The sequence below is a fragment of the Octadecabacter sp. SW4 genome (assembly GCF_008065155.1).
In the GTDB taxonomy this organism is placed as follows: Bacteria; Pseudomonadota; Alphaproteobacteria; order Rhodobacterales; family Rhodobacteraceae; genus SW4.
On record NZ_CP042821.1, the window covers coordinates 23,784 to 44,098 of the forward strand.

At 60.2% G+C, this 20,315-nt stretch carries 19 protein-coding genes and 2 pseudogenes; 10 read left to right on the plus strand and 11 right to left on the minus strand.

All coding sequences use genetic code 11. The features are described from left to right. Positions 1-225: 225 nt before the first annotated feature. The 3 genes from FTO60_RS17210 to FTO60_RS17220 all read left to right on the plus strand — a co-directional run bounded on the left by FTO60_RS17210 (position 226) and on the right by FTO60_RS17220 (position 3,955). Positions 226-2,580: a cation-translocating P-type ATPase gene (locus FTO60_RS17210; RefSeq protein ID WP_148057278.1), complete on the plus strand. Its 2,355-nt coding sequence runs from the start codon at positions 226-228 to the stop codon at positions 2,578-2,580. Between the two features lie 34 nt (positions 2,581-2,614). Further along, positions 2,615-2,923 carry a zf-TFIIB domain-containing protein gene (locus FTO60_RS17215; protein WP_148057330.1) on the plus strand — a complete coding sequence of 103 codons (309 nt, stop codon included), beginning with the start codon at positions 2,615-2,617 and terminating at the stop codon, positions 2,921-2,923. Positions 2,924-3,034: 111 nt separating this feature from the next. Beyond that, a complete protein-coding gene (locus FTO60_RS17220) occupies positions 3,035-3,955 on the plus strand; it encodes a cation diffusion facilitator family transporter (RefSeq protein ID WP_148057279.1) in 921 nt (306 codons plus the stop codon). Positions 3,956-3,961: 6 nt separating this feature from the next. On the opposite strand, the gene lspA is transcribed toward FTO60_RS17220, so the two are convergent. The 11 genes from lspA to FTO60_RS17275 all read right to left on the minus strand — a co-directional run bounded on the left by lspA (position 3,962) and on the right by FTO60_RS17275 (position 12,239). Then, entirely contained in the window at positions 3,962-4,441 is a 480-nt protein-coding gene (gene lspA, locus FTO60_RS17225; protein WP_148057280.1) for a signal peptidase II, read from the minus strand. Positions 4,442-4,520: 79 nt separating this feature from the next. Next, entirely contained in the window at positions 4,521-4,994 is a 474-nt protein-coding gene (locus FTO60_RS17230; RefSeq protein ID WP_172623951.1) for a copper chaperone PCu(A)C, read from the minus strand. A gap of 148 nt (positions 4,995-5,142) precedes the next feature. Further along, the gene (locus FTO60_RS17235) at positions 5,143-6,255 is read right to left on the minus strand and encodes a cytochrome c oxidase assembly protein (protein ID WP_172623952.1); all 1,113 of its coding nucleotides are present in this window, start codon (positions 6,253-6,255) and stop codon (positions 5,143-5,145) included. A gap of 16 nt (positions 6,256-6,271) precedes the next feature. Beyond that, positions 6,272-7,261 (minus strand): cytochrome c oxidase assembly protein, encoded by a 990-nt coding sequence (locus tag FTO60_RS17240; RefSeq protein WP_254696974.1) that lies wholly within the window; start codon positions 7,259-7,261, stop codon positions 6,272-6,274. Positions 7,262-7,422: 161 nt separating this feature from the next. After that, on the minus strand, positions 7,423-7,878 hold the full coding sequence (locus FTO60_RS17245) for a DUF411 domain-containing protein (protein ID WP_254696975.1): 456 nt from the start codon (positions 7,876-7,878) through the stop codon (positions 7,423-7,425). Between the two features lie 298 nt (positions 7,879-8,176). After that, positions 8,177-9,346 (minus strand): M23 family metallopeptidase, encoded by a 1,170-nt coding sequence (locus tag FTO60_RS17250; protein WP_254696976.1) that lies wholly within the window; start codon positions 9,344-9,346, stop codon positions 8,177-8,179. A gap of 236 nt (positions 9,347-9,582) precedes the next feature. Then, positions 9,583-10,200, minus strand: a complete 618-nt coding sequence (locus FTO60_RS17255) for an SCO family protein (RefSeq protein WP_148057284.1) — start codon at positions 10,198-10,200, stop codon at positions 9,583-9,585. A gap of 4 nt (positions 10,201-10,204) precedes the next feature. Then, the gene (locus FTO60_RS17260) at positions 10,205-10,636 is read right to left on the minus strand and encodes a copper chaperone PCu(A)C (RefSeq protein ID WP_148057285.1); all 432 of its coding nucleotides are present in this window, start codon (positions 10,634-10,636) and stop codon (positions 10,205-10,207) included. Between the two features lie 39 nt (positions 10,637-10,675). Further along, positions 10,676-11,335 (minus strand): thioredoxin domain-containing protein, encoded by a 660-nt coding sequence (locus FTO60_RS17265; protein ID WP_148057333.1) that lies wholly within the window; start codon positions 11,333-11,335, stop codon positions 10,676-10,678. Further along, positions 11,332-11,763, minus strand: coding sequence for a disulfide bond formation protein B (locus tag FTO60_RS17270; protein ID WP_254696977.1), 432 nt, complete (start codon positions 11,761-11,763; stop codon positions 11,332-11,334). The genes FTO60_RS17265 and FTO60_RS17270 overlap by 4 nt, the downstream gene beginning before the upstream one ends. After that, complete coding sequence (locus FTO60_RS17275) at positions 11,760-12,239, minus strand: SCO family protein (protein ID WP_254696978.1); 480 nt, start codon at positions 12,237-12,239, stop codon at positions 11,760-11,762. Before FTO60_RS17275 ends, FTO60_RS17270 begins: the two co-directional genes overlap by 4 nt. A 292-nt stretch (positions 12,240-12,531) precedes the next feature. Between FTO60_RS17275 and FTO60_RS17280 the strand changes: the two genes are divergently transcribed. From FTO60_RS17280 to FTO60_RS17310, 7 genes and pseudogenes are all read left to right on the plus strand, one after another. Continuing rightward, positions 12,532-12,960, plus strand: a complete 429-nt coding sequence (locus tag FTO60_RS17280) for a helix-turn-helix domain-containing protein (RefSeq protein ID WP_148057286.1) — start codon at positions 12,532-12,534, stop codon at positions 12,958-12,960. 1,020 nt (positions 12,961-13,980) lie between these two features. Further along, positions 13,981-14,154, plus strand: a pseudogene (locus FTO60_RS17285) (hypothetical protein); the annotation flags it as partial. 80 nt (positions 14,155-14,234) lie between these two features. After that, positions 14,235-14,459 carry a transcriptional regulator/antitoxin MazE gene (locus FTO60_RS17290; protein ID WP_148057287.1) on the plus strand — a complete coding sequence of 75 codons (225 nt, stop codon included), beginning with the start codon at positions 14,235-14,237 and terminating at the stop codon, positions 14,457-14,459. Further along, positions 14,456-14,845 carry a type II toxin-antitoxin system death-on-curing family toxin gene (locus FTO60_RS17295; protein WP_148057288.1) on the plus strand — a complete coding sequence of 130 codons (390 nt, stop codon included), beginning with the start codon at positions 14,456-14,458 and terminating at the stop codon, positions 14,843-14,845. The genes FTO60_RS17290 and FTO60_RS17295 overlap by 4 nt, the downstream gene beginning before the upstream one ends. A 135-nt stretch (positions 14,846-14,980) precedes the next feature. Then, positions 14,981-19,248, plus strand: a pseudogene (locus FTO60_RS17300) (strawberry notch-like NTP hydrolase domain-containing protein). Positions 19,249-19,417: 169 nt separating this feature from the next. Further along, a complete protein-coding gene (locus FTO60_RS17305; protein ID WP_148057289.1) occupies positions 19,418-19,804 on the plus strand; it encodes a DUF6878 family protein in 387 nt (128 codons plus the stop codon). A gap of 1 nt (position 19,805) precedes the next feature. After that, positions 19,806-20,252, plus strand: coding sequence for a hypothetical protein (locus tag FTO60_RS17310; RefSeq protein ID WP_148057290.1), 447 nt, complete (start codon positions 19,806-19,808; stop codon positions 20,250-20,252). Positions 20,253-20,315 lie beyond the last annotated feature (63 nt).

Sequence of the window (20,315 nt, forward strand, 5' to 3'; positions counted from 1 at the left end):
GACTGCGAACGGCATCGTCGATCAGCCGCAACTGCCCGGGCGAATGCCGTGCCACATGACACTGCCCACCCGACGCAGGCGTCGTCCGCAAATTGGCGTTGGCGCTCGGGAAAGAGGAGCAGGGCGTAAGAAAAGTTCCGGAGACGTCACATCGGCCCCTTGATCCTCTAGTTGCTGTAGCTCCTATCTTGTTTCCCGATAAATGATTCGCTCAGGGAGAGACCGATGCCGCATGACGGACACAAACACGATCATAAGCATGACCACAAACACGACGACCCGGGCGGCTGCGGCGCGGGCGACGGTGCGATGTGCGGCGATATCGGCCCCGTTGGCGATGTCGACGCAAACGGTCGCAGCTTCCGCGTGAACGGGCTGGATTGCGTTGAAGAGGTAGCTATCCTGAACAAGGTGCTGGGCCCCGAGGTCGGCGGCGAAGAGCATCTGGCCTTTGATGTGATCAATGGCCGAATGACGGTGCTTGATACCGGCAAGGCGCTTGGCGAGGACAAGATCATCAAGCTGATCGGTTCGACCGGGATGAGTGCCAGCCTCTGGGACGCCGAAGGTGCCGCAAAGGCGCAGGCTGCGCATCTGAGGCGGCAAAAGCTTTTCACCGCGCTTTCCGGTGGGTTCTGGGCGGTGGGTTTTGGCTATCATGTCGTCGAAACCGGAATTCAGGGTGCGATCGGGCTTTTTGGGGGGCATGGCGAAGCGGCGATGCCGCTGGTCGAGAGCCTTTTGTTTCTGGCGGCCATTGTTTTTGGCGCCTGGCTGGTCGCACCCAAAGCATGGTCGTCGGCGCGGCGGTTGTCGCCTGATATGAACCTGTTGATGATCGTGGCCGTGACCGGCGCCATCTTTCTGGGCGAATATTTCGAGGCGGCGACGGTGGCCTTCTTCTTCTCGCTCTCGCTATATCTCGAAAGCTGGAGCGTGGGGCGGGCGCGCAACGCCGTTGCGGCGCTGCTCGATCTCGCCCCGCCCACGGCGCGGGTGATCCGCGACGACGGGACCGAGGAAGACGTGCTTGCCGCGCAGGTCGTCGTCGGCGACCGTTTCGTGGTGCGCGGTGGTGACCGTATCCCCCTCGACGGCGAGGTCGTGGACGGCATCGGCGCCGTCAACCAGGCACCGATTACCGGCGAGAGTGCAGAGGTGACGAAAGAACCGGGCGACGAGGTCTATGCCGGCACGATCAACGGCGTGGGCACGCTCACCGTCAAGGCCACCAAACCGGCCTCGGACACGGTGCTGTCGCGGATCATCCGCATGGTGGGCGAGGCGCATTCGCGGCGTGCCAATGTTGAACAATGGGTGGCCAAGTTCGCCCGCATCTACACGCCGATTGTGATGGTTCTGGCGATTGCCATCGCGCTGCTGCCGCCGCTTCTGGTCGGCGGCGCCTGGGATTACTGGTTCTACAACGCGCTGGTGTTGTTGGTGATCGCCTGCCCCTGTGCGCTGGTGATCTCGACTCCGGTTTCGATTGTTGCAGCCCTTGCGTCATCGGCACGTAACGGCGTGCTGATCAAGGGCGGTGCCTATGTTGAGGCGCCGGGGCGGACAACGGCCCTGGCTATGGACAAGACCGGCACCATCACCGAAGGCGCCCCCGAGGTCGCCTCGGTGCATCCGCTGGGTGACACATCCGAACGGGAGCTGCTCGAAGTTGCGGCGGCGCTCGAGGCGCGATCCTCGCACCCGCTGGCGCGGGCGATCTTGGCGCGGGCGCAAGTTGTCGGCCTTGGTGGTGATGCAGCACAGGACACCAGCACTGTCCCGGGGCGCGGCGTGGAAGGCAAGTTCGGCGGGCGGGCGGTCTGGCTGGGGTCCGACCGTTTTGCTGCCGAGAAGGGCCTCGACGGCACGCTGCCCGAGGAGTTGCGCGCACGTATCGAAGGTGCGGGTAGCACGTTGGTCGCCGTTGGCGATGGTCAGAGGTTGCTGGGCGTGCTGGAGTTGCGCGACCGTATTCGGGCGGATGCCCGCGGCATCGTCGCGCGCCTGCACGCGCAGGGGGTGAAGTCCATCATCATGCTGACCGGCGACAATGAACGCACGGCACGCGCTGTCGCGGCTGAGGTTGGCATCGACGAGGTGCGCGCCGAGCTTCTGCCCGAAGACAAGGTGACGGCGATCGAGGAACTGGTGGCCAGCCACGACATGGTGGCGATGATTGGCGACGGGGTGAACGACGCGCCGGCCATGGCGCGGGCGCATTTCGGCATCGCTATGGGGGCCATCGGTTCGGATGCGGCGGTTGAAACCGCCGACATCGCGCTGATGACCGACGATATCGGCAAGGTGCCTTGGCTGATCGGCCATTCGCGCCGCACCATGTGGATCATCCGCCAGAACATCGGCCTGTCGCTGGCGACCAAGGCGGTGTTTGTCGGGCTCACGGCCTTTGGCATGGCCACCATGTGGGGCGCGATTGCGGCCGATGTCGGCGTGTCGCTTCTGGTGGTGATGAACGCGCTGCGGCTTCTGAACGGCAAGGCCGACAACGGCGCGCCGAAGGGCGGTGAGCCGGTTGGTGAAACGACGGCAAAAGGCGCGCTGGCGCATGGTCATTGAATTGAAGGAACCGGGAAAGGAGCCCGATAAGAACATGAATGCTAAAGGCAGGATGATGTGCCCGATCTGCGACGTGCCCTTGAGCATGGCCGACCGGCAGGGGGTGGAGATTGATTTCTGCCCGCAGTGCCGCGGGGTCTGGCTGGACCGGGGAGAACTGGACAAGATTATCGAACGCAGTGCGACCGAAATGTCGCCGCCGCGCGAGCGGGAACGCGACCGGCGCGGCCATGACGATGATCGGGGCTACTATGGTGGTCACGGCAAACACGGCAAACACGGCAGCTACGGCAAACATGGGGGCCACCGTCGCAAGTCCTGGCTGATGGAAATCTTCGACTAGACACGGTCCACGACAGTGGCACAGAGATGGGGCGTGTTCCGGAAATCGGGGCCCGCCCTCAACAACGGACATGGCCGAAGATAGGCGCAGGACATAGCGAAGAGGTCTCCAATGCCACATGATCACGGCTCCGGCCACACACATATCGACCCGGTGTCGGGTGACCGGCGCGTAGCCATCGCAATCTGGGCGAACGGTATTCTGACCGTGGCGCAGATCGTTGGCGGGATTTTCGCCGGTTCGCTGGCGCTGATCGCCGATGCGATCCACAATTTCTCGGATATGGCCGCGTTGGTCATCGCCTTCGGTGCCCGCAAGATATCGCGCCGCCCCGCCGACGCGAAGATGACCTTCGGCTACCAGCGGATCGAGATCGTCGCCGCATTGATCAACTACACCACGCTGATCGTGATCGGTCTCTATCTGGTCTACGAGGGCGTGATGCGGATGATCGACCCGCCCGAGGTGCTGGGCTGGTGGGTGGTGATCCTGGGCGGTGTGGCGCTGGTCGTGGATACGCTCACGGCCATGCTGACATATTCGATGCAGAAGGGCAGCGTGAACATCCGTGCGTTGTTCCTGCACAATCTCTCGGACGCGCTGTCCTCGGTCGCGGTCATCATCGGCGGCACGCTGATCCTGCTTTACGATATGCGCTGGATTGATCCGGCGATCACCATCGGCATTGCCGTCTACATTCTCTATCTTGCCTTTACCGAGATCGGTGCCACCGTCCGCCTGCTGATGCTGGCCAGCCCGCCGGAGATCGAAAACGAGGCGCTGATTGCCGCGGTTCTGGGTGTTCAGGGCGTTGAAGACATGCACCGGGTTCATTTCTGGCAAGTCGACGAGGAACGGATTTCTCTGGACGCCCATGTCGTTGTCGCGCGCGACCATTGGGACCGGCTGGAGGCGCTCAAGAGCGACATCAAGGGACTGCTGGCAGAGGAATTCGGCATCCAGCATTCGACCTTGGAATTCGAACATCCCGATCACCCGCATCCGGGCGCGGCAATCTATGGCCACGACTGACCGCGGTCAGCCTTCGCGCCGGTGCGGTCTTCTTGATGCGCGATATTCGGACACAAGCAGCAGAGCGACCCCGCTGACCACCGCGACGTCCGAGAGATTAAACGCAGGCCAGTGCCAACCGCCTGCGTAGAAATCCAGAAAATCCGTCACTGCGCCGAAACGCAGGCGATCGGCCACATTCCCAAGTGCGCCACCGATTATCAGCCCACAAGAAACCGCTTCCAGCCGACTTTGCGCCCGCATAAGCAGGATTGTTAGCCAGGCAACGATGCCGAGGGCAAGCGCCGAAAGCGCCCACCACGGTACGCCGCCCAGCAGGCCGAAGGTGACGCCGTCGTTGCGCAGATAGACCAGGTTGAAGCCGGGAAACACCGGAATTCCGTCCGCCAGGATGCTTCTGTTGGCGACGACGATTGCCTTGCTGATCTGATCGGCGGCAAGGGCTACAATTACGCCGGACAGCCCCAGGGTGCGGGGTGACATCATCCGCATCGTGGGTCAAAGCCCGCATGATGGGCTGGCGGAGGAGCGGGGCTTGCCGATGTGAGTGTCAACGAACCTGCCATCATTCTTGCGGCCCGCTGGCGTCGGCGGCAAGGATCGGAACATCGATGGTTATGTCGTCGCCGTCGTAGAATTCCAGCCGTAGCGGCAGCGTTTCGCCCTCGACAAGTGGCATTTCGAGATCGATCAGCATCACATGCATGCCGCCAGGTTCAAGTTTCAGCGTTTCGCCCAATGCGCCTCTTAGCTCTGGCACGGCGCTCATCCGGGCGGTACCCGTCGTGTCGAATTCGGTCTTGTGTAATACTTCGATAGATGCGCGCTGCGTGCGCGCGCCGATCAGATCGATAGTCGCCTGCCCGGTATTGCGCAACGTGAAGTATATCGCAGCAGAGCTATTGTCGGCATCGGTTGCCTGGGTCCAGGCTCTTTCAACAACCAGATCGCCGTCGGCGGTGGTCTGCTGAGCGTTGGCAGAAAACCCCATGAACGCCAGTATGATACCGGCAGTGACCCACATAAGACCCGTTTTCATCGATCTACCTTTCATTTGTCGTATGCGCTGTCCTGCCCAACGCCGGATTCGCAACTCTCGTGACAATCTGCAACCTCCAGCAACTGTAGGTGCAAGCGGAATCTTCGGATTATGTGGCGCTCCCCGCCGTTTTCGGATTCGCGCGCGTTTAACCAAGAGAAACAACGAAAACGCCCGTTCCGATAATCAGGCCGAACATGGTCAGGGCGGCAAGGCCGAGCAGCAGGCCAAGACGACTGCTTGACGCCGCTACGCGCGTTCGCTCGCCTGCGTCCAGGCCCGCGACAACTGCATCCGCATGGTCCGGCCCGGAGATCCCGTGCCCTCGGCGAAGGCGCCGGGTCTCGGTGAGATTCCAGTCATAAACGACGACGATGATTGCAATGATCGTCATCATGCTCGCGGGCACCCAAAGCACGAAACCGCCCGTCGTTTCGTCCGTCAGCGGTGCAATGCCGAAGAGCCGCCCTTCAATGTCGTAGGCGGTGTAAAGAACCCGTGTCTTGAAGACCGTGATCGCACCGAGAAGGATATTGGCGATGATCCCGGCGAGCAGCAGCACGATGCGCAGGAAATGCGACGGATCGGTCGGCCCGTCGCGCCTGCCGAAGATCATCGCGAAAAACAGGAAACCCGCCGCCAGCATCGTCAGATGCATCGCCCAGTGGATCAGCGGATCGAGCAGCGCAACATTGTGAACCGATGGGATCTGCCAGAAATAGAGCGAAAGGATGAACAGAACGAACGCCATGAAAGGCCGGGTCAGAAAGCGATACAGGCGCGACGCCGGACCTTGGGCCATGAGCGGCGCCACCACGCGCCTGCGCAGCGCCTCGGGCAGACCGGCAAGCAGCACCGCCTGTGGACGGGCCAGAACGACCAGCATCGGACCGATCATGCGTAAAAGCAGATGCTGGGTCTGGTGTGCAAGAAACAGCCGCTCGCCCATCGGGTCGATCGGCGATTGCAACGACAGAAAGAGTGCAAGGATGCCTGCCAAGAAGAGCGTATGCCGTAGGGCGGAAACCGGCTGCTTTACCGATCTGCGCCGGACTGCGCCGCGCACATAAACCGCGAGGATCAGCAGGATCGGGCCGCTGATTTCGGGCGTCAGGCTCCAGGCCGACCAGGCCGCTTCCTCGGCCAGACCCTCGCCGCCATGTGCCAGCGCGGTGCCCGGCGCCAGTGCAACAGCAATCAGCGCAAGAGCCCATCTGCGTGTGGGTGCCGGACCACCGGAATGGGTTGAAACAGTCGCCACGTCAAACTCCGGTAGGTTAAAGCGCATAGATGATCGTCGCGCCGGTGATCATCACCGTCGCAAACATCGCCGCCGAGATCAGCGCAAGCGTGCGACCCATGCGGCGATTGGGTTCGGTGGTCTTGAGGCGCTGCTCAGAGGCCGTCTCGGGAAATTCCAGCGCAGCGGCGTTCGATCCCGTCCAGTCGTTGCGGGCATTCCAACGCCGGACCTCGGCCGCGTTCCAACCGTTAAAGACCAGAATGATCGCCGCGATGATGACAAATGAGGAGGGCACCCAGATCGTGTAGCCGCCGGTCGTTTCATCGGCCAGAGGTGTGATGCCCCAAAGCCGCCCGGCGATGTCATAGCCCGTATAAAGCACGGTCTCCTTCATTGTCGTGAGCGAGCCAAGCAGGATGTTCGACAGGATCACCCCGACCAGCGCGAGCAGGCGCAGGCTCTGTGTCGCGCCCTCCGGAGCGTCACGCCGGTCGAGAACAACAGCAAAGAAGTTCAGTCCCGCCAGCGTCATGCCCAGGTGTGCTGCCAGTGCAAGCGGCGGCATGGCGAGGGCAGCGTTGTGCAGCGCAGGGACTTGCCAGACATAGAGTGCACCGATCAGCAATGCGAAGCTGACGTCGAGCCGTGTCACGATGCGCATCAACATGCTGAGGGCAGGGCGGCTCAAGACCTGCCGTAGCCCGCGCCGCATCCCGGGCGGGAGCCCCGCAAGCAGGACCGGCCGCGGATGGGCCAGAACGATTAACATCGGGCCGAGAAGTCGGATCAACAGGTGCTGCACCTGATGCGCCGCGAACAGGCGGGGCACGAAAGTTGCAAGAGGACCAACAAACGCAAGGACCAGCAGCGACGCTCCGGCAGCAAACAGCGTATGCCGGATGAGACCGACACGCTCGCGCACCAGCCGCGGCCGATTTGCACCGCGCATGTAGAGCCAGACCAATCCAGCGGTCAACGCAAGCACGATCGGGGACAGAGCCGGGCCGAACGGATCGAATTCCACGATCACCGCAAAGCGTCTGGCAGCGCAATGGCCAAGGGACAGTCACCACCTAGCTTGCAAACGACCGGCACAGTCCGCCCCAGGTCGCTCACAACCGAGATCCGCTGTTCATTCCCGGCGGCCCACTCCGAATTTCTGCCATTCATCGCAAGCAAGCAGCCTCAGTTTCCAGGATAGGACGCAAATATTTGCTGGCTGCTGTCGAGCTCCACCAACACCACGTCGAAGGCGTCGCGCGCGGTGCCGTAATCCATACCAGGTGACCCGGTGGGCATGCCGGGAGTGGCGATCCCCAAAGCTGCGGGGCGTTCCTCAAGCAATCGGGCAATTTCGCGGGCTGGCACGTGGCCCTCGACAGTGTATCCCGCAACCGTCGAAGTATGGCAGGCCCAGAGATCATCGGAGAACCCTGAGGCTTCCTTGGCGGCATAAAGTTCATCGCCCGAGACGTCGCGCACATTGACGGTGTATCCAGCCTCCTGCATGGCCGCGACCCAGCCGCCGCAGCAGCCACAGGACGCCTGCTTGAGAACGTCGATAACGGGCGATGACTGTTGCGCCATCGCCGTGGACGCCATTCCGAGAATGAATCCGCCTGTTATCAGAAGCTTTTTCATGATCATTTCCTCTTGTTCCTTGTTCCAATCGAAATGTAGAATCGTGTCGACATTGTTATTTTCACCTCTACGACCTCCAGCTGCTTTAGGTTCAAGTGAAAACCTGCGCTGCGCCCGAATGTCGCGCTATAATACAGCATCAGTTGACCGGACTGGCGTTTTGGGTCGTCGTTTTGCTGTCGGGCCAGACATCATCCGAACGCATCGGTCTTATCACGTCAAGACGCCTGGCCTGAGCCAGCCTTGGCGCCGATGCCCGCGCGGGGCAAAAGCACGATGAAAAGGGGCTTTCTAGAAATCATATTGCTTCGCGTTCTGTCGAAGGCGTGGACCGCACGCCCGACTGTCCATCGGTGCCTATTGCCTCGGCAATCCGGCGGCGGGAGTCGATCAGCCGACGCTTCAAGTCGGTCATGGATTCAACAGTATCCAGATCGGCAAGGCGCTCGTCGCGCACCGGGTCCACCGGCCGACCGCTCACCCGGACCTCGTAGTGCAGGTTAGGCCCCGTCGCGAGCCCCGAGGCTCCGACCCGGCCGATCATCTGGCCGGCATCGACGCTGTCGCCGATCGCCAGTCCCTGGGCGAAACCGCTCAGGTGCGTGTAGCGCGTGACCGTGTTGGCCCCGTGTGCGATTTCGACCACCCGCCCATAGCCGCCCCTCCGGCCGATGAACGCAACACGTCCGGCTGCCGTGGCGCGCACCGGAGTGCCGTAAGAGGCCGCGAAATCCATGCCCGTGTGCATCCGAAAATCGCCGTAGATCGGATGCCGACGCATTCCGAATACCGAGGTCAGCCGTGCCCCTTCAACCGGGGTCGAGAAGGTGCGAACAACTTCGCCGTCTCTGAAGATGGCCGCCGCGCCGGAGTTATCTGCGGGCCGGACAACTTCGAACAGATTGTCGGCGAGCGCGAGCGACGCATAGGTCAGTTGCGGTTCGCCTACGCGCGTACCGCTTGGCGTCAGTTGCTCGGTCCACAACAGCCGTAGCGTTTCTTCCCCTTTCAGATCGCGTCGAAAGTCGATCACGCCGCCCAGAATCCGGGACAGGTCGACGGCGAAACCGGTCGGTGCGCCGACTTGGTCAAGCGAGGCGAAAATTGATCCGTCAACAGTGACTTCGCCGGACCGTTCCGCGACACGGGTTTCGGGGTTGACCGTTTCGCTCGTCAGCCCGTCCGATTTCGAGACGCGAATCCGGACACCGTCCGACACCAAAAGTTCAACGGTTTTCAGGTTCCCGGCTGCGTCCTGCACCACTCTGATACCGTGGCCAGGACGAATCTTGCGCAGATCAAACTCACCGCCGACCGCCCCGGCGATCTCCGCCCGCGTCCCAGCCTCGATCCCGGCCTGCGACAGAAGCCTGTCCAGCGTGTCGCCGGGTGCGATTATGGCTTCCCAGACCGAGAGAACCTCGTCGTTGCGCTCCGCAAGTGAAATATCCGGGAGCACGGCTATCATGGGCCGCGCCGGCAGCCGGGGAACTCCGGTCAAGACTGGTGGTTCGTCGCCGTGCGATGCTATTCGTGGCAAGGACGTGTTCGCCGGTGGCGCCGTGGGTCTGTCGGGTGCCGATACCCAGACAACGGGTGAGCTGCCGGGCGCGGGCGCGCTCGGGAATACCACCGTCGCCGCCAGCCAGGCTGCGCCCGTCGCGGCGGAAGCCGCGGTCGCGATCGTCAGGAAGCCTCTGGTCTTCATGTTGCTCCTTCTCCGTCGGCGCCCATCGCGCGCCGGATCTTGGGCACTGCGAATTCACGCGGTTCGTGATAATCGATCGTCGTGACAAAGCGACCCTCGGCATCAAACAGAAAAACGCTCGCCGTATGGTTTATCGTATAGCCGTCACTGGTCGGTACTTTCTCGAACGATGCGCGAAACCCGGCAACGGCCCTCTCAATCTCGAGCAATGGCCCGGCCCAGCCGCGGATCGCCTCATGGAAATAGCCGACATATTCGGCCATCGCCGCGACCGTGTCCCGCTCTGGATCCACGGTTATGAACACGGTGTTTAGACGCCCTGCGTCAGCGCCCAATTCATCGAGCCACCCCGATATGTCTGCAAGCGTCGTCGGACAGACATCCGGACAGTAGGTGAAGCCAAAAAACACCAGGCTCGGTTGCCCGAGCAGGGATTGAGGGCCAACATCGTTGCCCTCATGATCGGTCAGGGCAAAGTCCATATTCGAAAGAGCAAGGGGCCGCGCACCGCGAGCAGTATCAGCCCCTGGCCCGTCGACCTGCCACCAGCCCAGAACCAGCGTGAATGCCACTGCACCGACAACGGCCGCCGCGAGAATTGTCAGACGCCGCACGTATTCATTCCTCCGGCCCGCGCGCACCCACGCCAAGCACCGGCACGGTCACTGCAACTTCACTGCCATCCCCGAATATGAGGATTAGAGAATAGCTCTCCGCTTCGATCAATGGGCGGTTCAGCTTCATCAGCATGGCATGCAGGCTGCCGGGTTCCAGCGCGACCGTGCCTGCGGGTGCGATCTCGATATCGCCCGCAGGGGCCATGCTGCTGACACCACTGTCGTCGGTCGCGGTGCGGTGCACCTGCGGCATCGCCGCGACTTCAGTCCTGAGACCGGTCAGAGTCATCGCCGAGTCACCGGTATTGCGGATCGTCATATAGGCGACGCCGGGCCGCGACGTGCCGATCGAGGCGCGCGACCAAGGGTCGCCTACGACAATGTCCTCCGGTCCGGCAGAAGCAAGGCCGGCCATCGCAGTCAGAGTCGCCATTACAATTATCTGAAACATGGATTTCATGGATTTGCTTCCTCAGTTTTCTTCAGCCCGTTCGACCTCTGACTTGACCAGTGAGCGCAGTGTCACTTCACCAAAGGGTTCAAGCGGCTTCCCGTTGACAAAGAAAGTCGGCGTCTGACGGATACCGATAGTCTCAACGTCCGCTCGATCCTGGTTCATAATTGCCACGATGTCAGGCATCTTCATCTGTGACTCAGCCGCTGTGATATCCAATCCGGCAGCGCCGGCGATGCTCATGACCGCGCCTGGAACCGAAGGCCCACGTCTCGCCCAACTGGTTTGGTTGGTCATCAGGGCATCCATAACGGGAAGATATATCCCCTGCATACGCGCGGCTTCGAGTGCGAGGATTGCGGCCTCGGAACTCTCGCCATGGAAAGGCGTATAGCGGATTACAACCCGAACGTCCTCGGGATACTGCGCTAGGATGTCCTTGACGATCGGATGAAAGGCGCGACAAGCCTCGCATGCCGGATCAAAGAATTCGACAATAGTGACGGCGGCATCTTCCGGCCCCAAGACAGGCGAGTAGGCACGGATCAGGCGGTCGGCTTGGGCGATGGCGGTTGGCCCGTCGCCGACTGGCGCGGGCCGGGTGGCATACCATGCACCGACCGCGAAGGCCGCGACAGCAAGGGCGAGGGTCGCGATCAAAAGCGGTTTTTTGTTCATGTTTTTCTTCCGTTTGCAAGTTTCAGCAGGCAAGCTGTGATGGTGCCAAAGGCACCGAGAGACAAGAGCGGGATCGGCAGGCCGAGGATTACCATGCCCTCGTCAATGCACGATGGGCCGGAGGCAGTGCAGGGCTGGATGCTTTCAGCGATCAGCCCGTAATACAGCCCCAGGTGCCAAAGCGCGATGGCCGCGCCGATCAGTGCCAGTGGTAGGCAGTAGACCCAGATATTCACATCCAACCGCCACACCGCAATTCCAAGGATCACCGCAAGCGGAAACATGAACGCCCTCTGATACCAGCACAGCACGCAGGGCGTCTGGCCCAGAACTTCGCCAATGAACAACACGGCCAGAGTGGAGACCAGCGCCAGCACCCACGCGGCGAACAGCCAGTGTTCCGAAGAATTGCGGTTTGTCGGCATCATAGTCTCCCATCGACATCGGCCAGGATTTCCTCGGCCGGCGTACCATAGGCGAAAGCCTTCACATATCCGCCCTGCGGGTCGAACAGGAAAAGCTGCGACGAATGGGCCATGGTATAGCCGTCAGGTGCCGCCGCTTCGGTGATTTTCTCATAGTAGATCTTGAAGGAGGCACCCGTCCGCATGATCTGGTCCGGCGTTCCAGTCAGGCCGATGATGGCCGGGTGAAAGCGCGGCACGAAATCGGCCAGTTGAATTGGCGTGTCACGCTCGGGGTCCACGGAAATGAACAGCGGCTGTACCCGGTCAGCCTGCGGCCCCAGATCGTCCATGACGGTCGCGACTTCGGCAAGCGTGGTCGGGCATATGTCGGGGCAATTGGTAAAGCCGAAAAACACCAAAAGCCACTTTCCCGCGAAATCCTCGTCTGTGCGCACCGTTCCCTGATGGTCGGTAAGCTCGAAATCGGCGCGAAACACAGAGGTCTCGCCAACGCCTTGTGTGCCGGAAAAATTCTCACGCCAGGACGGCGCAAAATACAAACCAACCGCAGCGAGCGCGGCAGCACCCCACAATACCCATCTAACGGTCTTCAAACTCAACGATTCGCCTCGTTCATCATTTTCCTGAGCACTCGTTACGACCTTCAGCAGGTAGAGGTTCAACCCGTAATCGCGCAAAACACGAATTGTCCTCTACAATGCAGAGTCAGGTTTGCCATTCGGCGAGAAACCGATCATAAGCTATGGTCACTGTAGATTGGAGATGCGGATGCTGACCATCGGAACATTGGCCCGAAAGACTGGCACCAAGGTGCAAACCATTCGGTACTATGAGCAAGTAGGCCTCATGCTTGAACCGGACCGCACCGAAGGCGGGCAGCGCCGCTATGACGGTGACGGGCTTGACCGGCTGGCCTTCATTCGCCACGCCCGTCAGCTCGGGTTCACGCTTGAGGCAATCCGGGAGCTTCTCGACCTGTCGGATGATCCGGAGAAGCCCTGCGATGAGGCTGACCAGATTGCCCGGCGCCAGCTACTTCAGGTCGAACAACGTATCGCGCGACTGGAGGCGCTGCGGACCGAGCTTGAGCGCATGGTCCATGAATGCAGCGGCGGCAACACCGCGGATTGCCGTGTTCTGGAAGTTCTGCGCGATCACTCTGAATGCCTCACGAAACACGATGAGATCGGCGCGTAGCCGTGAATCCGTTCGGTGGCTTTGCCAAGGCCTCGCCCGGTTCTTTGTCACGGCGCCGATAATCGGCCCGGCGTGGCAGGCCGCTGAACGGAATTTGATCCTTGGCCGCAAAAATCACCGCCTGATACGGTACGGGTTGCTGCTGTGATTGTCTCGGAGACGTAAAAAGCGTCGTGCGAGCTTGTGCGCATTCCGGCGTGCGCATTCTCACTCCAGCCCAAGCTCAATTCGACAGCAATTCTTTAACAACCGTACTTAATAGCCAATCGGGGCAAGTGCCCAGGGAACGTTCCACCCTGGTTGCGCTCCCTCCATCAGACGTCCGGCCTCTCGAAGTGTCGGAAGGGGTGCGGCGGAGCTACCTTGCTCTCGCGAAAGTGCACACGCTTCCCCGAATGTAGAGATCCGCAGATTCCGGCCTTTGGAGGGCAGCGCAGCAACAGTTGAAAAGGGCTGATTTTGTTGAAAAACTCTGAAATTTGAGATCTGTGATTTTTGGGCAGAGGCCCATTAAACCCAAAAGTCGGAACAGATCGACCGGGAGAGGCATAGCGCTGGCACAGGAGCAGCCACTGGCCAAATTGGCCGACCCCTCGTCTCCAAAAGTTGGTCGCTCTTTAAGGCGAATAATTATTCGATTTTCGCCAAAAACGGAGTTTTTCAACACAATCGGCTCGAAGCCGCCGCTCGCCGCACGGTTACTCAAAGTCCGCTTCCTCAGAAAGGAAGATATTTGAATCGCTCCACGGCGGTCGGCCGAAAGGTAGAGAAATTTTTTCGCTCAGCTTTGAAAATATGCAAAATGTTTGTACGTTCTTTCTGGGACAGGAACTGTGCGGGTCACCAATATGAAGAGATCTGAAGACGGCATTCAAACGCACAGCACTGGTGATCTTGTCAAGGCTCTTGCCACTGGCCACGGCACGCGAGTTGCGCTGGAGGTCACTGATATGCCCGACGAACTGGCTAAGCTTCTAGACAAAGGCCTTGAGGATCATTTTCGTGACCGTTGATCTTGATAAGGCCTATTCCGCCTGGTTCCGTGCATCGGTGCGCGAAGCGCAGGATGATCCGAGGCCAGCAACACCTCATGCTCAGGTGATGCAAGAGGCTCAAATGCTCATTGAGAAAAAGCGCAGTTCCCGATCCTCGAAGGGCGGGGGCATTGCTGAGGAGCGAACCAAACAGGTTTGAATGCCCAAGGGTTGCGGGTCACAACTTGACAAAATCAACAATTCACGTATATACATCTGTATAACCTTATGAGGTCTGCAATGATCGAAGCTAAAATCCGTAAAGTTGGTAATTCCGCTGTCATGACACTCAGCACAGAAATGCTTGCCCTGCTCGATGTCAAAGAAGGTGACACGCTTTACGCCGTGCGCACCGATGATGGGGGGCTGAAGCTGATGACAGAAAACCCTGAATTACTGGCTGCGCTCGAAGCTGCCGAGATCGTCATGGATGAGAACCGCGACTTGCTCCAAGCGCTTGCATGAGCACTTGGGTTTGGGTGCCATTGGCAGCCTTGCACGTCATCCATGATCGTCAAATCTCACGCCATGGTGGTGCTTCCGGAACTCGTGATCCGGCTCTTTTGGAGATGGGCTGCACGCGTCCGATGAATCTTGCTGCTTATGGTGATCCGGATGTGTTCGAGATTGCTGCGGCCTATGCCTACGGCATTGCCGAGGCTCACGCCTTTGTCGACGGCAACAAGCGCACAGGCTTTGTGACAGCGTTCACGTTCTTGCGACTTAACGGGGTATCTGTCCGTCCTGAGCCCGCGGTCGGTGTTCGAAAGATGGAAGGCCTGGCATCAGATCAAGTGAGTGAAGAAGAGTTTGCGGCGTGGTTGCGCGAACTCAGTACTGGTGATGTTTGACTGCTAAATCGGCTGACCGCCTTTTTGAAATTTCCCTAATCTCTTTCATGCTTAGTGCCCTGTGTCCGCAACCCTGAAAGGGAAAGGGGCTTTTTGTCCTGTGAACCTCAAACCGGATCACAAAGGACAGACATCATGGCCCATCCCAACCCGAAGCACTCCAATCAATCCACATCCAATGCGCAGCTCAAAACAGCCCTGTCGCTGATCGCCGCCGAGATCGCGCGCGGTCCTCTGCGCAGTTCCTCTCTCTCAAAGATCATGCGCGACACCTTTGGCGGCAGCGATGCCAGCGGGGCATGGAGCTGGCGAATGGCCTACGACATGATGCAGACAGCTGCGGTGCAGGCGCTTTTCTCAAATGCAAACGGCTCAGACTCCCTTGGTGCCGCCAAAAACCTTGCGATGCGTCTCCTGTCTGAGACCCGTCGCTCCGAGCAACAGATCCGCCTGCAACAGTTCTCAACCCCGCTTCCCTACGCGGCCCTCGCCGTGCGCGCGGCCGCAATCCGTTGTGGTGAGACTGTGCTGGAGCCCTCTGCGGGAACCGGCTCATTGGCGGGCTTTGCCAAACGGGCAGGGGCCAAGCTCATGCTCAACGAAGTCGATCCGTTTCGTCGGCGGCTGCTCGATGTGGTGTTCGACGCGCAGGCGACTGGGCATGACGGCGAGCATATCGATGATCTGCTGACATCAACAACAGTCCCCAGCGTTGTCGTGATGAACCCGCCGTTTGCCTCCTCGGTCGATCGCTCCCGCGATAAGCACATCGCAGCAAAGCATCTCATCGGGGCCGCGAAACGATTGGCACCCGGAGGGCGTCTTGTTGCGATCATGCCGATGGGCTTCACCCCGAGCGAGACGCAGCACATTGGGCCCGCGCGATGAGCCTTCTCACGCCGCGGCTGGCCCTCACCATCCCTGGCCATGTCTATCGCAAGCTCGGCACCAGCGTGGATACCCAGCTGATGGTCTTCGATAAGGTCGATGAGGCCAGCGAGATGATCCGCACCTCCGTCGATGATCTCGACGCGGCGGTCAGTATCGTGGACCAGATCGCCGCAACACGGTCGATTGTAGCGCCGGTGCCGGTGTCACGTTCATCGCATGCTCATCGCCCTCTGATGCAATCTGCGTATCGCAAGCCGCGCAAGCCTGACGCATCAAAGCCAGCTGCTGCCAAAGCACTTAAACACGCAGCGATACCGCTGTCGTTTGCCACGCTCGAGACGCCGCGCGAAAACACCCCTATCTCTGAGATCTATGCTCGCTATCGCCCGCAGCGGATCGACATTGCGGGTGCACAGGAACACCCAACGCCGCTGGTGGAAAGCATTGCGATGGCCTCGGTCGCACCACCCGTGCCTTCTTTGCGGGCCGCCGAGGGGCTGCGCCTGCCGAACCGATTGATTGCAGAGGGGCATCTCTCTGAAGCCCAGCTGGAAACCATCATCATGGCCAACGATGCCCACGGGCGGGATTTGCCCGGCAAGTTCACCATCGATGACGACCAGACCAAGATGCTGCGCAGTGATGAGGCGGCGGCGGCCCGTGCCTACCGCTTGGGATATTTCCTCGGTGACGGCACCGGCTGCGGTAAGGGCCGCGAGTGCGCAGGCCTCATTCTGGTCAATTGGCTCTCGGGACGGCGCAAAGCCGTCTGGGTATCAAAATCCGCCACTCTGATTGAGGACGCCGTGCGCGATTGGACCGATCTCGGCGGCTCGCCCGCAGATATCCAGCCGCTCTCGAAATGGAAGCCCGACCAACCTGTCACCATGGGCGACGGCATCCTGTTCGTGACCTATGCCACGCTGCGGTCCTCCGGCAAATGCGGTACGACACGTTTGAACCAGCTGCTCGCGTGGATGGGAGACGACTTTGATGGCGTGCTCGCGTTTGACGAGGCCCACGCGATGCAAAATGCGGCTGGATCGGAGCAGGGCAGGGGGGCAAAACCGTCCCAGCAGGGCCTTGCGGGTCTGCGCCTGCAACTCGCCACTCCGCGCGCTCGCGTCTTCTATGTCTCGGCGACGGGGGCCACATCTGTCCACAATCTCGCCTATGCATCCCGGCTTGGGCTTTGGGGCCAAGGACCTGAATACCCGTTCCCGAGCCGCGAGAGCTTCGTCTCAGCGATGGAGGCGGGCGGTGTGGCGGCAATGGAGGTGGTGGCCCGCGATCTCAAAACACTCGGGTTCTACACCGCGCGGGCGCTGAGTTTTGACGGGGTCGAATACGATGTGCTGGAACATGCACTGACGTCTGCCCAAACAGAGATCTACGACGCCTATGCGGGCGCGTTCCGCACGATTCACCATAACTTAGAGGCTGCACTGACCGCGACAGGCGTCAATGATGCCTCGGGAGAGACAAATGCCTCTGCCGCAAAAGCCTCCGCCAAGTCGCGGTTCGAGAGCACAAAGCAGCGCTTCTTCAATCATCTGCTGATGGGCATGAAAGCCCCATCAATTGTCAGCGCCATTCAGCAGGACCTATCTGACGGCTATGCATGCGTTATCCAAGTGGTCTCGACGGGCGAAAGCCTTTTGAAACGGCGCTTGGAGGTGATGGACCCCGATGATGAGCTGGTCGAAGGCGCGCTGACGCCGCGCGACTACGTGCTTGGCTATCTCGAACAGGCTTTTCCGATCTACACCCAGAAGCTGGTCGAGATTGACGGCAATGTCGTCGCAGAGCCACTGCGGGATGAAACAGGGGCCTTGGTCGTCTCCCGTGAAGCCTTAGCATTGCGGGACGAGGCGATGATGGACCTGATGGCGCTGGCCCCGATCCCCGCGGCACTGGATCAAATTCTCTGGGCGTTCGGGGATGAAGCCGTCGCAGAAGTCACAGGGCGATCTATTCGCCCGCTCAAATCGAGCGACGGCGCGCTCTTCATCGAAAAACGCGCGGCCAGCAGCAATTCATCCGAGACGCAGGCCTTTATGGATGGGGAGAAAAACATCCTGATCTTCTCGGATGCAGGTGGCACGGGGCGATCCTATCACGCGGCGCAAACAGCGAAAAATCAAAAACGGCGTCGCCATTACTTGCTGGAGCCCGGCTGGCGCGCGGACGCAGCCATTCAGGGACTTGGGCGCACGCATCGCTCCGCCCAGGTCAGCGCGCCGTTCTTCCGGGTCTGTACCTCGGACGTGCACGGCGAAAAACGCTTCACATCAACCATCAGCAAACGACTTGATCAGCTTGGCGCGCTCACGAAGGGCCAACGTGAGACAGGCTCGCAAGGCATGTTTCGCGAGGAGGACAATCTCGAAAGTCCCATCGCGCGATCCGCGCTGCGGGGATACTACGCCGATCTTGCCGCGGGGCGTGCGGAGGCGATGGGCTATGAGGTCTTCACAGATTGGACGGCATTGCGCCTGATCGACAAGGATGGCGTGCTGCTCGAAGAATTGCCGCCGATCCAGCGGTTCCTCAACCGGGTGCTGGCCCTTCCTATCCATATGCAAAACGCACTCTTTGCTGAGTTCATGCAGCGCATTGCGGACCAAACTGAACGTGCGCGGGATGCAGGTACGCTCGATCTTGGCGTTGAAACGCTGCGAGGCGAGACGATCAAACAGGTCTCGGCGGAGGACCTTTGGACCTGCCCGCAATCGGGTGCAGTGACACGTATCATCGGATTGGAAGTCACCGAACCTGTTCACATTGCGCGCGCCGATGATGCCCTTCGCAACAACTTCGACAAAGTCTCGATGGTCAATCGCGCGTCGGGGCGGGCAGGGCTGATCTCAAAACGCCCGATGCAGATGTATGACGACGACATCGTCACCCTCATGCGCAAGGTGGTTCGCCCAACTGGTAAAACTTATCTCGAGGAGGGCAAGTTTGAAGCCTCGGCTTGGGAGGCGGTCGAGCAATCAGAGTTCATCCGGCTTTGGGACGATGAGGCCGACAGCCTGCCCAAAACCACCACAACGAAGCTCTTCCTGCTCACGGGTCTCCTGCTGCCGATCTGGAAGACCATCCCGCCAAGCAACGAGCGTATTTATCGCGTCACGCCCGAGGGCTGTGCGAGCATGATAGGCCGCACCCTCAGCGAAGAGGGGGCCGCAGCCCTTCGGGCGCGGTTCATGAAAGGGACGCCTCAAACACCAAGTGAGATGCTGACAGCTGCCCTTGGGACGACAGCACCCATCGATCTGGGGCGCGGCCTGACGCTGACGCGCCGCCGCGTTGCGGGTGATGTGCGCTTGGAGATTGGTGGGGCGGACAAGGGCACCATCGATGTTCTGAAAGCCCTCGGGTGTTTTACTGAAATCATCGCCTTCCAGCTGCGTGTGTTTGTGCCTCATGGGGCGGGTGTCGATGCGGAAGCGATCCTAACCCGGATTGTGGGGAATGGAGCAGTGCAGCCGAGCGATCGGGCAGCCTAAAGAGAAAGCCTGCTTCTGGTCGGGTGTGCGGGATTGGGTCTAATCAGGTGCCGCTTCACAGCGGTGCTGCGCGCTTCGATCCCGTTCCTACCTCAACAGCAATCCAGATGGTCCTGGTCCCATCTTGGGGACAGGCATTGTCAAACACCCCCAACAAAAGGAACACACCATGACAGACACAAACATTGACTTCGCCAGCACAATGGAAAAATGGGCCGCCGAGCGCGATGCCGAAAACAAAGAAAACCGCGCAAATCTGCTTGCGCAGTTGCGCACCCTTGGCCTCACCGAGGTGACAGCAGAATATGAAGGCTACGGCGATTCAGGCAATGTCGAGGACATCACCCTGCAGCCGAGTGGCATTGCGCTGCCTTCTGAACTTTCCAACCAGCTAGATGACTTCGCTTGGGCATTTGCCTATCAGCAGCACCCGGGTTTCGAGAATAACGATGGCGGCTACGGCACGCTGACGTGGAATCTCACCAAAGACAGCATCGACCTCGATCATGCTGACCGCTTTGTCGACAGCACCCACAGCTATCACGAGGGGCTTTGATATGGCGCATCCCCTGCATCACGCCGAAAGCTCGGCGCGAAAATTCGGTGGCAAACCTTCCGACTATCAAGCCATCCATGATTGGTTCGATTCCTCCAAAGCACATATGGCGTTCTTTACGCATCGGGCCTTGCGGCATCACACGCAAGGCATCTTCGAGGCAGAACAGATGTTTGGCCTGGCGATCACAAATTCCGCGGGGCGCGTCATTCCCGTCCGCTGGATCGGCGAGCAGCATGTGAAGGAAGATTGTCAGGGACGCGTTCCGAGCATGGCCGACTGGTTCCGGCGCATCCAACCCGAGGGTTGGATGGCCAATGGGCATATTGATCTGGTGCAAACTGAACTTGGCAGCGATCCGAGTGCCGATTGGATCGCAGACGTCACTACCGGCAAAACCATCCTTGGGTTCAAGGATTGGATGGATGCGCGCACGGTCCAGTGCTGAACCAAAACCCTATCTGCACCCATCATCCAATCTCACCGCCTCCGCGACTTCACAGTCTCGGAG

Coding starts and splice junctions, on each gene's coding strand:
- FTO60_RS17305 (WP_148057289.1), top strand. CDS start 19,418: ATGACAGACACAAACATTGACTTCGCCAGCACAATGGAAAAATGGGCC.
- FTO60_RS17230 (WP_172623951.1), bottom strand. CDS start 4,994: ATGAAAACGGGTCTTATGTGGGTCACTGCCGGTATCATACTGGCGTTC.
- FTO60_RS17215 (WP_148057330.1), top strand. CDS start 2,615: ATGAATGCTAAAGGCAGGATGATGTGCCCGATCTGCGACGTGCCCTTG.
- FTO60_RS17210 (WP_148057278.1), top strand. CDS start 226: ATGCCGCATGACGGACACAAACACGATCATAAGCATGACCACAAACAC.
- FTO60_RS17295 (WP_148057288.1), top strand. CDS start 14,456: ATGAGCACTTGGGTTTGGGTGCCATTGGCAGCCTTGCACGTCATCCAT.
- FTO60_RS17310 (WP_148057290.1), top strand. CDS start 19,806: ATGGCGCATCCCCTGCATCACGCCGAAAGCTCGGCGCGAAAATTCGGT.
- FTO60_RS17270 (WP_254696977.1), bottom strand. CDS start 11,763: ATGATGCCGACAAACCGCAATTCTTCGGAACACTGGCTGTTCGCCGCG.
- FTO60_RS17265 (WP_148057333.1), bottom strand. CDS start 11,335: ATGAACAAAAAACCGCTTTTGATCGCGACCCTCGCCCTTGCTGTCGCG.
- FTO60_RS17290 (WP_148057287.1), top strand. CDS start 14,235: ATGATCGAAGCTAAAATCCGTAAAGTTGGTAATTCCGCTGTCATGACA.
- FTO60_RS17260 (WP_148057285.1), bottom strand. CDS start 10,636: ATGGCGACTCTGACTGCGATGGCCGGCCTTGCTTCTGCCGGACCGGAG.
- lspA (WP_148057280.1), bottom strand. CDS start 4,441: ATGATGTCACCCCGCACCCTGGGGCTGTCCGGCGTAATTGTAGCCCTT.
- FTO60_RS17250 (WP_254696976.1), bottom strand. CDS start 9,346: ATGATAGCCGTGCTCCCGGATATTTCACTTGCGGAGCGCAACGACGAG.
- FTO60_RS17245 (WP_254696975.1), bottom strand. CDS start 7,878: ATGAAAAAGCTTCTGATAACAGGCGGATTCATTCTCGGAATGGCGTCC.
- FTO60_RS17220 (WP_148057279.1), top strand. CDS start 3,035: ATGCCACATGATCACGGCTCCGGCCACACACATATCGACCCGGTGTCG.
- FTO60_RS17280 (WP_148057286.1), top strand. CDS start 12,532: ATGCTGACCATCGGAACATTGGCCCGAAAGACTGGCACCAAGGTGCAA.